This window comes from Clostridiales bacterium (genome assembly GCA_012512255.1).
GTDB lineage: Bacteria > Bacillota > Clostridia > Christensenellales > DUVY01 > DUVY01.
This window is the reverse complement of record JAAZDJ010000139.1, coordinates 1-13,253: the sequence shown is the minus strand read 5'-3', so window position 1 is coordinate 13,253 and position 13,253 is coordinate 1. Positions and strand designations below refer to the sequence as shown.

Below are 13,253 nucleotides of genomic sequence, written 5' to 3'. Positions count from 1 at the left end.
GGCGAGCTTATAAGCGCGGACTTGTATTTGCTGGGCGAAAACCTAAAAGGCTATGAGCCCGACTGTTGCTTGCAGCTTGTAAACAGGCAATCCAAAAACCTGGCGGCGTATTTGGCGGGCGGTAAAATCGCCTGCTTTGTAAGCGATACGGATATTTTTGACTTTGACGCGCCGCCGCATATCTTGGGCGAGGGCGTCGGCTTTTCGCTTTGCCAAGGCTATGACAACCCTTTAAAGACCGCGCTTGCCTATATAGACGCCCAAAAAAACCTAAAGTTTAGGACGCTGGAGGGCTATCCCGTCCATATTGACGAGGATGTATTATCGGTTGCGGTTATGCCCGCTAATATTGGCTATATCATAGCCTATATCAAAAATTCTAGGGCGTATTACAAGTTCGTCTATTGGGGTTTGCAAGCCTCAAGCCGTTTTGGGATAGACGCGCCCGCGCCTATTTTGGAAACCGTGGCGGCTATAAACGACGCGCCAAGGTCCAGGCCTATGGTTTTAATCAAAACCAGCGACCAAAAAATATATCTTAAGGCCTCGCATCCCAGCGTGTTTTTTGAGGAAGGCATATCCGAGATAAACTTGACTTCCTCGCCCATCTAGAAAAGGTGAAAATTTATGGAAAATACATACGCCATAAGCCATAACGGCAAGACATATACAGGGCGCAATATCGTTCTTTTGAGCTATACTCAAGAGATTTTCTTGGACGGCAAGGTAACGGATTATATCGCCTTTGGCAAAGGCGTCGGAACGCCGGCGTATAACAGGTATTCGTTGTTTGAGCGCCTGGGTGCCAAGTCCGCCGAGATTATAGATATAAATACCGATTGCGGCAAGGGCCTGTATTATATCGTCCGAAAAATAACTTTGGGCGCGGACGAGTATGCGGGCGAGACCATAACCGAACTGGGCTTTTGCGCCTCGCCCGAAGGCAGCCTTATAACGCATTGCGTCTTGCCCCAAGGCGTATTAAAGCTAAACGAGCCTATGGACATAATAGCGGTTTTCAAAGTCCCCAAAAACGACGGCTTGCTGCCCGGCGAAAACCCGCTTATAAAAATTCTTTTGGGCGCGCAAGAGCTAAACCTCGCTATGTTTTCTTGCGGATATTGCCAATATAACACAATCCAGGACGCCTATGATATCCAAGACCGCTACCCGTGCGGGCTTACGACGCCTAATTTATTCAAAATAGACTGTCCGCTGCAAGACGGCGCCCCAAACGACCTTATTGTCTTTTATGACGATACGCCCGTAATAAAGGTTGACAGCCGTTACCACAAGCCCCAGTCCCAATTGCGCCACTATACCGTGGACCAAAACGGCCTTATACCGCTTGAGGATTTGGGCGCTGTAAAGCTATTGACCCTGTCAATCAACTCGTTAACGGGCTATGGCGTCATCCAAGCCAAGATAGCCGCCATCTCGCCTGATTTTTATACGATTAAGTTAAGGGACAAAGACCAAAGGCTGTTTGTTTCCAAAGACCGCGGCTTCCTTTTAGCGATACAGGACAACCAAATAATAGTTTATCAAAACATTTTGGGCGCTTTGGTCTATTTGGGGACGCTTAGCTTTGACGGGCGCGTAAGCTGCGTGGATATGTGCATGAACAGGCTTATAGTTGTGTGCAACCGCGCGGACACGCCTTTGGGTTCTGTGGCGGATAAAAGGCTGCATTTTTATCAAATCATAAGCGGCAAAATCGCCAAAAAAGATTTCGCAAACGACCTTGAAAGCGACGCCCAAGCCATATCGCTGGAATACGCGGGAGGGAACAATATGGTCCTTTATTATATAGCGGACGGGGTTTTGACGGGGATGACTTTTTCCCACCAAAACCCGAGCCTTAACTTTAACTGCTCGTTTGAGGTAAACAACGCCTGTTTGGTCAAAACCAGTTACCGTCAAGACGCCGTATTCGCCACCGATTTTGAGCCCGACCTTGACTCGTCCCTTCACAAGACATTGCTAGACGGCGGGACAAAGTCTTCTTTGTCGGGTCCGGCTTTGCTTCACCTAAAATCCATTTCGCCCGACCAAATAAATTACACGGGCGAGCTGCTCATATCCTTTAATTCCCAAACCAAGCGGGCCCTGGCGTATTCGTTTATCGCCCGCAACATAGGTTTTATTGAGCTTGGAAATTTCACGGACAATATAGACCGCGCGTTCTTGGACGGGCAGCATTTTTTTATAACCGACCAAGACGGGACTTATAAAATTTTGAAAACCGATACCCAAACCGCCCAAGCCCAAGAAATAGCCGGCGGCGTTTTGCCCTGCCAAGACATAGACCAAGTCTTTATTATGTGCGATATGCTAATCATAAAAAGCGGCGACGCGGTATATTGCGCCCGCGTCCTGTATGACGAGGGGTTTATATATTCCGACCAATTCGCCTATGGCGACGATGCGACGGTAAGGTTTAGCGATTTGCTAAACGCAAAAGACCAGGGCTTTAACGGCTGCGCCGCGGTAATGAGTATATTGCTTTAAAAAGGAGCGGAAATTTCCAAATGTTTTCAGCCAAACATATAGGCATAGGTCGGGGCAAAAACATAAGCGGGGTTTTTGTGCAAGACGGCGGATATGTCCTGATTTACGCCAAGCACAATAATACGATAACCGAGCGCAAGTATATCTTGGGCAAAACTGCGCCCGAAAACTTTGAGGGGCGGTTAGTGTCCATGAGCGATATTTTGGCCAAGACCAACGCCTTTTGCATAGAAAGCGTAAAAGGCAGGCTAAAGCAGGTAAGATGAAAAAGAAAAAATACGAGTTTTTGACGCCCAGGGAGATATTCAGGCGGATAAGACATGCCCAAATTATTAATTATTACAAAGAGGTTTACAATGGCAATAGATTTCAAAAAACTTCTCAAGGACTTGGCAATCAAAATAACGACGGGGGCAAATGACAAGCCGATTTATACGCCGATAGAAGCCCAAAAAACCAGCGCGGGCGATGACCTGGCGCTAAAGGACAAACTAAACCAAATAGACCGCGAGTAGTCCATATCCAAAATCCAAGACATAAAATTGCCCGAGAGCGCGGACTTGCAAAAGTTAGAATATCAGCCCCTGTCCGATAGCGAGATTGAGGAGCTTGCCAAGAGCTCTTTGGCGGAATATTACAACTTAACCTCAAGAGCGATTGACCAAGACGCCCAGAGCCAAAAAAAAGATTTGGACGACTACAAAAAGCAATTATACGAGGCGCTTGCCCAAAAAGAGCAGACAATAGAGCAAAGCTTTGACCAAGCCAAAAAGGATGTGGCTTCCCAAGCGCTAAAGCGCGGTTTGGCGAGATCGTCCATAGCGCTCGCTATGGAGCAGGAGATAGACGCCCAAAAAGCGCGCGAGCTTGCCCAAGCCCGAAACTCGTATATAGAACAGGCGGCCGAAATTGACTATAAAATAGCCGACCTAGAAACCAAAAAGCAGGCGGCGATGAACGACCTTGATATAACATACGCCGCCAAACTCGCCATACAAATCAACGACCTAAAAAACGAGCGCGCCGAAAAGATCAAAGAAGTCCAAAAATACAACAACGAACTCGCCAAATATCAAGCCGAGTATAATATAGACCGCCTAAAAGCCGAGCAAGACTTGACTTTGGGGCAATACGAGATTTTGGAAAAAAAGACATCGGGCATGGCCGGGATAGAAAAAGAGCTGGAACAGCAAAAACAGCAAAAAAAGTTTGAGTATTTGCTGGATTACCTTAGCGGGATGCCCAAAAAAGAAGCGATAAAAGAGGCGGAGAACAACCCTTTGATAAGGCAGTCTTTGGACACTTATTACTACCGCAAACTTTTAAACGCGCTGGAAGCTAGAAGCAAATAATTTTTTAAGGGAGCAAAAATTTATGTGGGAAGAAGTTCTTAAGATGGCGGCGACCAACGGGCTTTGGGCGGTTTTGTTCTGCGTGTTGCTGGTATATCAGCTAAAGGAGAGCAAGGCGCGCGAAGCCAAATACCAGTCCGCCATAAAGAGCCTTAGCGAAAACTTCGGCATAGTCCGCCAAATCAAAGACGATGTGGCGGATATCAAACAAAAGCTAAGCCATAGCGTCCAAAAATTAAGAAAAAAAGAAGAGGTGTTCCAAAATGAGCCAAAAGAATAACAGCGTTTACCGCTCTTACGGGTTTTGGATGAGTCTTAGCGCGGCGGTATTATTGGTTATCCAAACTATCCTGTCAAGGCTAGGCATAGAGATAGACGCGCCCTTTGTCCAAGAAGTGATAAGCGGCATTTTGGCGGTATTGGTGATACTGGGCATAATTATTAAGCCCAAAACAAATGAGGAGGAATTAAATATATTTAAAGCCAACGCCGATAAAGAAAACAACGGCGGGGGCGGCAAGCCAAAAGATTTGCCCCCAAAATACCTTACCGATATGACCATAGACAAAGAATAAAAGCATCTAAAAAATAAACAAACTAAAGGCTAAAACCTTGCCCTATATAGTATCCAAAACGCCTTACGACATAACAAAAGACTAAAAAAAAAAGACAACGCTTTTTAAATACTTGCTGCCAAAGGAACAAAAAACTAATATTAAATAACCTATTATTTTTATTATTAATTATTTAATACCCCGTTTAATTATTATCCCAAAAGCCCAAAGCTTTTTTAGCTTTTAGGGCTTTTTTTATTGTTAATATGCTGTTTCGTTAAATTACTCTGTTGTGTTATAATAAAACTATTATGAGTAATTTTGATTTTAACGAAAGGCTGGTCCTAATAGACGGCAACAGCCTTATCAACAGGGCGTTTTTCGCCCTGCCTCCGCTTACGGACGATAGCGGCAATTACACGCACGCCGTTTACGGCTTTACCACTATGCTGCTTAAGGCGATCAACCAATACAAGCCAAAATACATCGCGGTATGCTTTGATCTGGCGCACCCGACCTTTAGGCATCTTATGTATACAGAATACAAAGCCACGCGCAAAAAAATGCCCGCCGATCTAGCTTCCCAAGTGCCCGTTTTGAAAGAGTTATTGCGATGCATGGACATAAAAATAATAGAGAAAAAAGGCTACGAAGCCGACGACCTGATAGGCGCGATATCCCGAAAATGCGGCTGCGAGTGTATAATCTTAACGGGCGACCGCGACACCTTGCAGCTTATCAACGATCGGACCAAAGTCTACCTGACCAAAAAAGGCATTTCCGAAGTCATAGAAATAGACGAGCAAGAGCTAAAAAAAATGTATGGGCTGACGCCCAAGCAGATTATAGATTTTAAGGCGCTGTGCGGGGATCCGTCCGACAATATCCCGGGCGTCGCCGGCATAGGCGAGAAAACCGCGCTAAGGCTGATAACCGACTACAAGTCGCTGGACGGCGTTTATCAAAACCTGGACCAAATAACAGGCAAGCTAAGGGAGAAGCTGGAGCTTGGCAAGCAGGCGGCGTATTTGTCTTACGAGCTAGCCAAGATTGACGACCAAGCGCCGTATGAGTTTGAGTTGTCCGATTTTGAGTATGCCTATCCTTTTGGCGAATGCATAAAAGAACAGTTTGAAAAGCTGAAGTTCAAAAGCTTGCTAAAAAAGGACATATTCCAAACGCAAGTCCAAGAGGCCATACTTAAAGAAATCCAAGAACAAAAAACAATTGACATCGTGGAAATCAAAACCCCAAACCAATTAAGACAGCTTAACCTAGACAACGGCTTTTCTTTGGTCTGGGAGCACGATATCCATATAGCCGTTGACGCCGATTGCGAATACAAAATCATTCTGGCCGATAGCCTGTTGGGCGACGGCTTGCCGTTTGATTTGGCGGCGCAGTGGCTAAAGCCGTATTTGGAAAACCAAAATATCATAAAAACCGTTTTTGACTACAAAAACTTAAGGCACTACCTTGACCAAAAGGGCATAACCCTAAACCGCATTTTTGATGTCGCGCTGGCGTGTTATATAGCGGAGGGCGGCGCGGGCGTGCCGTCTTTGAAAAAATTGCTAAACAACTACGATTGCGACCAAAACGCCCCCGCGGCGTCTTTAAACCTTATCAGGCAAAAAATTCAGCCCGAGCTAAAAAAATACGAGTATTTATATTACAATATAGAATTGCCGCTTAGCGATGTGCTGTATGATATGGAAAAGGTAGGCTTTAAGCTGGATTTGGGCGTTTTAGACGAGCTCAACCAAAAATATAAAGCCGCGCTCAAAGAGTTAAGCCAAAAAATCCACGAGCTCGCGGGCGAGAAGTTTAATATAAATTCGCCCAAACAGCTAGGCGAAATTTTATTTAATAAGCTAAACTTGACGCCCATAAAGACCACCAAGACCAAAGCTCTATCCACCGACGCCGAGTCTTTGGAAAAGCTAAAGGGCAAGCACCCCATAATTGACTATATATTGCAATACCGCGCGATAGCCAAGCTCAACAGCACTTATGTGGAAGGCCTGAAAAAAATGGCTGACCAAGACGGCGTGGTGCATACCGAATTCCGCCAAACCATAACCTCTACGGGTAGGCTGTCCAGCATAGAGCCCAATTTGCAAAACATTCCCATAAGGGACCAAGAGGGCAAGGAAATAAGGCGGGCGTTTATAGCGCGCCCTGGCTATAAATTGGTCACGGCGGACTATTCGCAAATAGAGTTAAGGCTGCTCGCTCATTTTTCGGGCGAGCAAAAGCTGATAGAAGCGTATAAAAACGACGAGGCCATCCACACCCGCACGGCCGCTCAAGTCTTTGGCGCGCGTCCGGAGGAGGTGACCCCGAATATGCGCAGGGACGCCAAGGCGGTCAACTTCGGCATTATTTACGGTATCAGCGACTTTGGGCTCGCCAAAAGTTTGGACATTCCCGTATCAGTGGCTAACAGGTATATCAAAAAATATTTTGAGACCTATCCGCGCGTCAAAGAATTTATGCAAAAAAGCGTGGAAGCCGCCCAAAAAAGCGGCGAAGTGACGCTCGCTAGCGGCAGGGTGCGAAAGATCGCCGAGCTAAACTCGCCCAACAGGGCGGTTAGGGCGTTTGGCGAGCGCGCGGCTATGAACATGCCGCTTCAAGGCACGGCGGCGGACTTAATAAAAATAGCGATGATTAATGTCTCGCAAGAGTTCAAAAAACGCAATCTAAAAAGCCGCCTTATCCTGCAGGTGCACGACGAGCTTATTGTGGAAGCCAAGGACGAGGAAATTTCGCAAGTCGTGGAAATCTTAAAATCCAAGATGGAAAACGCTATGGAACTAAATGTTCCTTTAAAAGTTGACATAGGAATAGGCGATATTTGGTATGAAATCTAAAAAAGGTATGCTAAAGATAGCCCTAACCGGCGGGCTTGCCGCGGGCAAGACTTTGGCCGCCAAGACCCTAGCTGATTTGGGCGCGCATGTCATTGACGCCGATATAGTGGCGCGCGAGGTCGCGGCTGAGAAAGAAGTCGCCGACAAAATCAAACAGGCCTTTGGCGCCCGTTTTTTTGATAAAGACGGCAAGCTAAACCGCCGCAAGCTAGGCAAGCATGTTTTTGCGGATCCCCAAAGAGTAGAACTTTTGAACTCGCTGACGCATCCTTTGATAAGGCAGCGCATTCAAGAGCGAATTAATTCTTTGCAAGAAGTTCCCGTCGTCTTTGTGGTCATTCCAATTTTGATAGAAAGCGGCATGGCTGATATGTTTGACCGCGTATGGACGATAGCTTCCAAGCCCGAAACCAGAATAAAAAGGGCTATAAGGCGCGATAATATTAGCAGACGGCAAGCATATAATATTTTAAGAAACCAAGTCAGCGAGCAAGAGCGCGCCGCGATCGCCTCTGTCGTGATAAACAACGACGGCGGCGAAGACGAGTTCATAGCGCAAATAAAAACTCATTACCGCGACTTGATGCAAGAATTGGGTCTAATTTGAAAAAAGATTTGAGTCTGTATAAAGTTTATATAGTATTGTTTTTGGCGGCGGTATCTTTGGGCATAACAGCCGCCAATTTGTATGTAGCCTTTTCTTACCCGTTAAAATACAAAAACATCGTCCAAAAATACGCGGACGAATACGGCGTGGAAAAGGCGCTGGTCTTTTCCATAATAAGGGCGGAAAGCTCGTTTGACCCCAAAGCCGTGTCCCCCTCGGGCGCGATAGGGCTTATGCAGCTTATGCCGGCGACCGCGCTAATGCTGGCTTGCGACCTGGGTATAGACGGATTTACCGCCGATATGCTGTATCAGCCCGAGATTAATATAAAAATGGGGATTTGTTATTTTAGCCGTATGCTAAGTAAATTCCAAAACCCCCAAACCGCGCTTGCCGCTTATAACGCGGGCGAGGGCAATGTGTCAGGCTGGCTGCTTAAACCCCAATATTCCAAAAACGGCAAAACTTTGGATAATATCCCTTTTCAAGAGACTTCGGACTATATCAAAAAAATCAACAAAAATTATAAGATATACAAAATCCGCGCAAAATAAAATATAATTTTTTTTTAAAAGCCTCAAATATATTGACAACCAACAACAGCCAATTAAATATTGACCCTTTAACCTTATCGTGATACAATTATAGAACGAAAATTATGGTCAAAAAAATTGACCGTTAAAGGAAAAGATTTTGAAAAACCTTATAGATAATTTCGCGCGCGCGCACCCAAGGCTGTGGGAGATTTTTAAGTTTTTGGTAGCGGGCGGCTTTGCCACCTTAATAGACATGCTGGTAATGGCGGCGGTTATTTTTTTTCTCAACAAAGAGGTTTTTTCCAATAACTTTTTTAACGTAATCTTGCAAAGCAGCGCCAAAAAAAACCAAATACTCCAATACTCGTCTATATTGGGGACAGGCTTGGGCTTTGCCGTAGGCACGGTTTTTAACTATATAATGAGCGTGAAATTTGTCTTTTCCCATAAAGAATACGCCAAAACATTCAACGGGGCGGCGCTGTTTGTCATCCTATCGGCGGCGGGCTTTTTTATCCATCTTTTGGGGATGTGGGTATTCTTTGAGATTTTAAAAATCAATTACTGGGCGGTTAAGGTTTTTTTCACTCTTTTGGTCTTGGTATTCAACTATATAACGCGCAAAGTTTTTATATTCAAGGCCCAAAAAGAGCGCGCAAAACCGTTACAAACCCCTGCCATCCCATATCAAGAATTTAAGGAATAAATCAATGCAAACTCAGCAGGTCCTTGAAAAAGACGCCGATGGCGTAAAAAACAGCCCGAAAGCGTTTTTCAAAAAGATTTTTTCAAGCTATATATTCTGGGGCGTGATTTTGATTATTGTCTACATGCTGCCCAATTTAGTCTTAGGCAAGGACAGCTATATATTTATGTTTGACACTTGGGACAGCGAGATATTTTTTTACAAGCTAAGCGCGAAATATTTCGCTAGCTTAAAAGGCTCAATCCCCGAGGCAATGAACGGGCTGCCCGTAGGCTCCGTCAATGTGTTCTCGCCCGTCCAAATCCTTGCGTATATGGTTATGGACGATTTTTGGGCGTTTTTGTTCAATGATTTTTGGGTCAGGATAATAGGTTTTTTGGGGATTTACTTATTGCTTGGCAAAATCTTTGGCGGGCAAAACAAATTTATCGCTTTCTTTTCGGGCGTAGTTTTAGCTTACCTGCCAGTTTTTTCCATATACGGGACAAGCATATTCGGCCAGCCCTTGCTCGCCTACGCGATTTGGAATCTAATAGAAAACAAACACAGGGCTCTGTCTTACGCGTATATAGTGTTTTTTGGCGTCTCGTCGTCATTGATTTTGACGGGCTTTTATATTTTGGCGGTAATCTTGGTTTTTGCCATTGTCTTAAACATCAAAAAAGGCTTCAAAAAAGCGCTGCCTGTCTATATATCCTTTTTGGTTATTGCTTTTTTGTATTTCTTGACGCACTTTAAGATGATATACAATCTTTTATTCCAAGATTTTGTCTCTATGCGGGTAGAGCGCGTAACGAGCAGCCGAACCATAGTTGACTTTTTTGTCTTGTTTTTTGGCGGGCATATGCACGCGATATCCGTCCAAGTCTACGCGTTTTTGGCGCTTTTGCCCGTAGTAATAATATTTTTTGTCAAGCTGAAGCAAAAAACCTTAAACCCAAGCGACAAAAAATATCTCAACATTATTTGGGCGCTGTTGGGTTATAACTTTTTTGCCGCGCTGGTCAACAGCTTCTATTATTCCAAAGCGGGCATTTGGCTATCCAGCCAATTGGGCTTTTTGGAAGGCTTCCAATACAGAAGGCTGTTTTTTAGCTACCCTGTCACTTGGAACTTAATATTCGGGCTTTGCCTTTTTGTTTTGGCGCGCTGGGGAGTATTTGGCTTTTTGGCAAAATTTACAAAACCCCTAAAAAAACCCCTGTTAAGCGCTGTAAGTTTGGCGTGCGCGTTTTTGTTCGCATTTAACGTCGTGGCTATTTATGACACGGTCGCCAACAAGGAATTTAAGTATGTATATCTTGAAAATGTCAAGCGCCTGTTTTACAGGCAAACGGTAAAACAAGACTATATCTCATACAACCAATATATAGACAAGGCTTTGTTTGATGCTATCAAAAGCTATATAGGCAAAGACCCGCAAGACTACAGGGTGGTAAGCGTGGGGATGTATCCCGTCATAGCGAGCATGAACGGCTTTTACACGCTGGACGGATATTTCCAGCTTTACGCGCTTAGCTACAAACACCAATTTAGAGAGATTATCGCGGGCGAGCTTGAAAAAAATGACGAGCTTAGGCTGTATTTTGACGAATGGGGCAACAAGTGCTATGTATTCAGCGCCGAGCTTGGCAAAAATTACGCGTTTTCCAAAAAATCAAACATTTCTATTAACCTTGACATAAACACCGCCAAGCTGAAACAAATGGGCGGGGAGTATATATTTAGCGCGGTCAGGATAAAAAATTATGATGAGCTTAACTTGGGCTTTGAAGGGGTTTTCACTACGCCGCAAAGCTACTTTAATATCTATCTTTATAGAGTAAATCAATAAAGGATAATAAATTATGGTCAAATATTCAATTATCATACCCGTATATAACGAGCAAGAAGTTTTGGATATGTGTTATGGCGAGCTGAAAAAACTAGCCGCCCAATTTGACGGCGATTACGAGCTGATTTTTGTCAACGACGGCAGCGCGGACAACTCGCTTAATATGCTAAAGGAATACGCCAAAGCCGACAAAACGGTCAAGGTTATCTCTTTTTCGCGCAATTTCGGGCATCAAGCGGCGGTCAGCGCGGGCATGGAACACGCTAGCGGCCAGGCGCTGATTATCCTGGACGCCGACTTGCAAGACCCGCCCGAAGTGGTTTTGCAAATGATAGAAAAATGGCGCGAAGGCTATGACATAGTCTACGGCAAGCGCATAAAAAGAAAGGGCGAGCGCCCGCTAAAGAAGTTAACCGCCTTTTTGTATTACAGGTTTTTGGCGCGCATAACCAGCCTTAACATCCCAAAAGACACGGGCGATTTTAGGCTATTGTCGCGAAAGGCGGCGGACGCCATTATCGGCATGCCCGAGAAAAACAGGTATTTGCGCGGCATGAACGCTTGGGTGGGCTTTAGGCAAGCCGAGGTAAAATACGAAAGACATCCGCGCGCCGCGGGCGAGACCAAATACACTTTAAAGAAAATGTTCAAGCTGGCGGGCGACGGCATAATAAGCAACACCAATTTCCCGTTGACCGCGATGTTCGGGTTCGGATTGTTTTTGGGTTTTTTGTCGCTGGCGGGCTTTATTGCCCTAATCGCGTTGCAAATCGCCAAAATCATCTCGTCCCCTGTCTATTGGCTTTTCCCCTTTATAACATTAATGACAGGTTTTATTATGACAGGCTTGGGGATGCTGGGGATATACTTGGGCAGGGTATATGACGAGGTCAAAGACCGCCCGCTTTATATAGTGAGCGAGAAAATAAATTTATAATGGATAAAACCGCTAAGGCAAGATAAAAATTAAGAGGATATGATATTTTGGGGCTTAAAATTTTAGATTAAGATTAATATTTTGGAATTTAAATAATGGTTTGGTTTTAGTCCAAACCATTTTTTTAAGTAATTATACTTAGGTTTTCGCCTTAATATTTATTAGGTTTTGCGGTTATTAATGGCTATATGGCGTTAGGTTTTGCAATAATTATTTTTATAGTTTTGTGGTTTTATAGCTTTATAGCTTTATAGCTTTATAGCATTATGACTTTCTAGTTTTCTAGCTTTATAGCTTTATAGCTTTCTAGCTTTTTAGTTTTCGTGGCAATTACAAAACGGTTAAAAAAAAATTAAAAAAATTTAATCCAAACGCGATACTTTTTTTGGTAATAAGAATAAAAATAAAAACGGGGAATTTTTTTGGAAAAATGGCGCATGATGTGTTTTTTCATTAAAAAACACTGTGATATAATTAATTTATATTTTTTAAAAATTGAGGTAAAAAATTTATGACATTAATGGAAAACGAAATTTTACAACAAGCCGAAGTCCTGAAAAACTGCATCGTCTACAACCGTCAGACCTTTGAAGAGGTTTCAAAGGCTATAAAACAAAAAAACATAACCAATGTGGTTATCGCCGCGCGCGGCAGCAGCAATAACGCGGGCAATTATTTCAAATACGCGTTTGAAAGCCTTGCCAAAATCCCTGTAAGCTTGGCTGCGCCCGGCGTCAATACAATGTATAACGCCGAATTGGATTTGTCGTCCAGCTTGGTGATAGGCGTATCCCAAAGCGGGATGGCGGCCGATGTAATGGCTGTTTTGGAAAACGGCGTAAGAAGCGGCGCCCTGACTTTGAGCGTTACCAACAACTTAGAATCCAAGATGGCCAATATGACCGATTTCCACCTGTATTGCAACGCCGGCAAGGAGCTTAGCGTGGCGGCGACCAAGACATATACGGCGCAGATGTGCTTGCTTGGATATTTGGCGGCGTATCACAGCCAAAACCGCCAAGTCCAAGAAGAGCTAACCCAAATAGCCGATAACCTGCCCAAAATCTTTGGGCTAAAGCCCCAAATCCAAGACCTTGCCCAAAAATACAAAGACCTTGAGTCTTTGATAGTGTTGGGGCGCGGAACCAATTACCCGATAGCGCTAGAGACCGCCCTAAAAATCCAGGAGACCACATACATCAACGCGCGCGCTTACGCCGCGAGCGATTTCCATCACGGCCCTTTCGCCATAGTCGACCAAAACACGACTGTTCTTCTTATCGCGCCCGCGGGCAACAGCCAGAAAGACATGCAGGAGCTAAAAGAAAAACTATTGGGCT

13 protein-coding genes and 1 pseudogene are annotated in these 13,253 nt (G+C 44.5%); all 14 read left to right on the top strand.

Annotated features, from left to right (window positions below; all coding sequences use genetic code 11):
• A partial coding sequence (locus GX756_06840; protein ID NLC17574.1) for a hypothetical protein occupies positions 1-612 on the top strand: 612 nt, incomplete at its 5' end.
• Positions 613-627: 15 nt separating this feature from the next.
• A complete protein-coding gene (locus GX756_06835) occupies positions 628-2,511 on the top strand; it encodes a hypothetical protein (protein NLC17573.1) in 1,884 nt (627 codons plus the stop codon).
• Between the two features lie 20 nt (positions 2,512-2,531).
• A complete protein-coding gene (locus GX756_06830) occupies positions 2,532-2,777 on the top strand; it encodes a hypothetical protein (protein NLC17572.1) in 246 nt (81 codons plus the stop codon).
• Positions 2,778-2,867: 90 nt separating this feature from the next.
• Positions 2,868-3,026, top strand: coding sequence for a hypothetical protein (locus GX756_06825; protein NLC17571.1), 159 nt, complete (start codon positions 2,868-2,870; stop codon positions 3,024-3,026).
• 27 nt (positions 3,027-3,053) lie between these two features.
• The gene (locus GX756_06820; protein NLC17570.1) at positions 3,054-3,863 is read left to right on the top strand and encodes a hypothetical protein; all 810 of its coding nucleotides are present in this window, start codon (positions 3,054-3,056) and stop codon (positions 3,861-3,863) included.
• Positions 3,864-3,885: 22 nt separating this feature from the next.
• Positions 3,886-4,143: pseudogene (locus tag GX756_06815) on the top strand (hypothetical protein).
• A complete protein-coding gene (locus GX756_06810) occupies positions 4,127-4,438 on the top strand; it encodes a hypothetical protein (protein ID NLC17569.1) in 312 nt (103 codons plus the stop codon). Before GX756_06815 ends, GX756_06810 begins: the two are co-directional and overlap by 17 nt.
• 290 nt (positions 4,439-4,728) lie before the next feature.
• A complete protein-coding gene (gene polA / locus GX756_06805) occupies positions 4,729-7,293 on the top strand; it encodes a DNA polymerase I (protein NLC17568.1) in 2,565 nt (854 codons plus the stop codon).
• Positions 7,283-7,900, top strand: a complete 618-nt coding sequence (locus GX756_06800; GenBank protein NLC17567.1) for a dephospho-CoA kinase — start codon at positions 7,283-7,285, stop codon at positions 7,898-7,900. The genes polA and GX756_06800 overlap by 11 nt, the downstream gene beginning before the upstream one ends.
• Positions 7,897-8,454 (top strand): lytic transglycosylase domain-containing protein, encoded by a 558-nt coding sequence (locus GX756_06795; GenBank protein NLC17566.1) that lies wholly within the window; start codon positions 7,897-7,899, stop codon positions 8,452-8,454. The genes GX756_06800 and GX756_06795 overlap by 4 nt, the downstream gene beginning before the upstream one ends.
• A gap of 139 nt (positions 8,455-8,593) precedes the next feature.
• A complete protein-coding gene (locus tag GX756_06790; GenBank protein ID NLC17565.1) occupies positions 8,594-9,142 on the top strand; it encodes a GtrA family protein in 549 nt (182 codons plus the stop codon).
• Positions 9,143-9,146: 4 nt separating this feature from the next.
• A complete protein-coding gene (locus GX756_06785; protein NLC17564.1) occupies positions 9,147-10,976 on the top strand; it encodes a hypothetical protein in 1,830 nt (609 codons plus the stop codon).
• A 13-nt stretch (positions 10,977-10,989) separates the two neighbouring features.
• Entirely contained in the window at positions 10,990-11,913 is a 924-nt protein-coding gene (locus GX756_06780) for a glycosyltransferase family 2 protein (protein ID NLC17563.1), read from the top strand.
• A 511-nt stretch (positions 11,914-12,424) separates the two neighbouring features.
• On the top strand, positions 12,425-13,253 hold an 829-nt coding region (locus GX756_06775; GenBank protein NLC17562.1), incomplete at its 3' end, for an SIS domain-containing protein.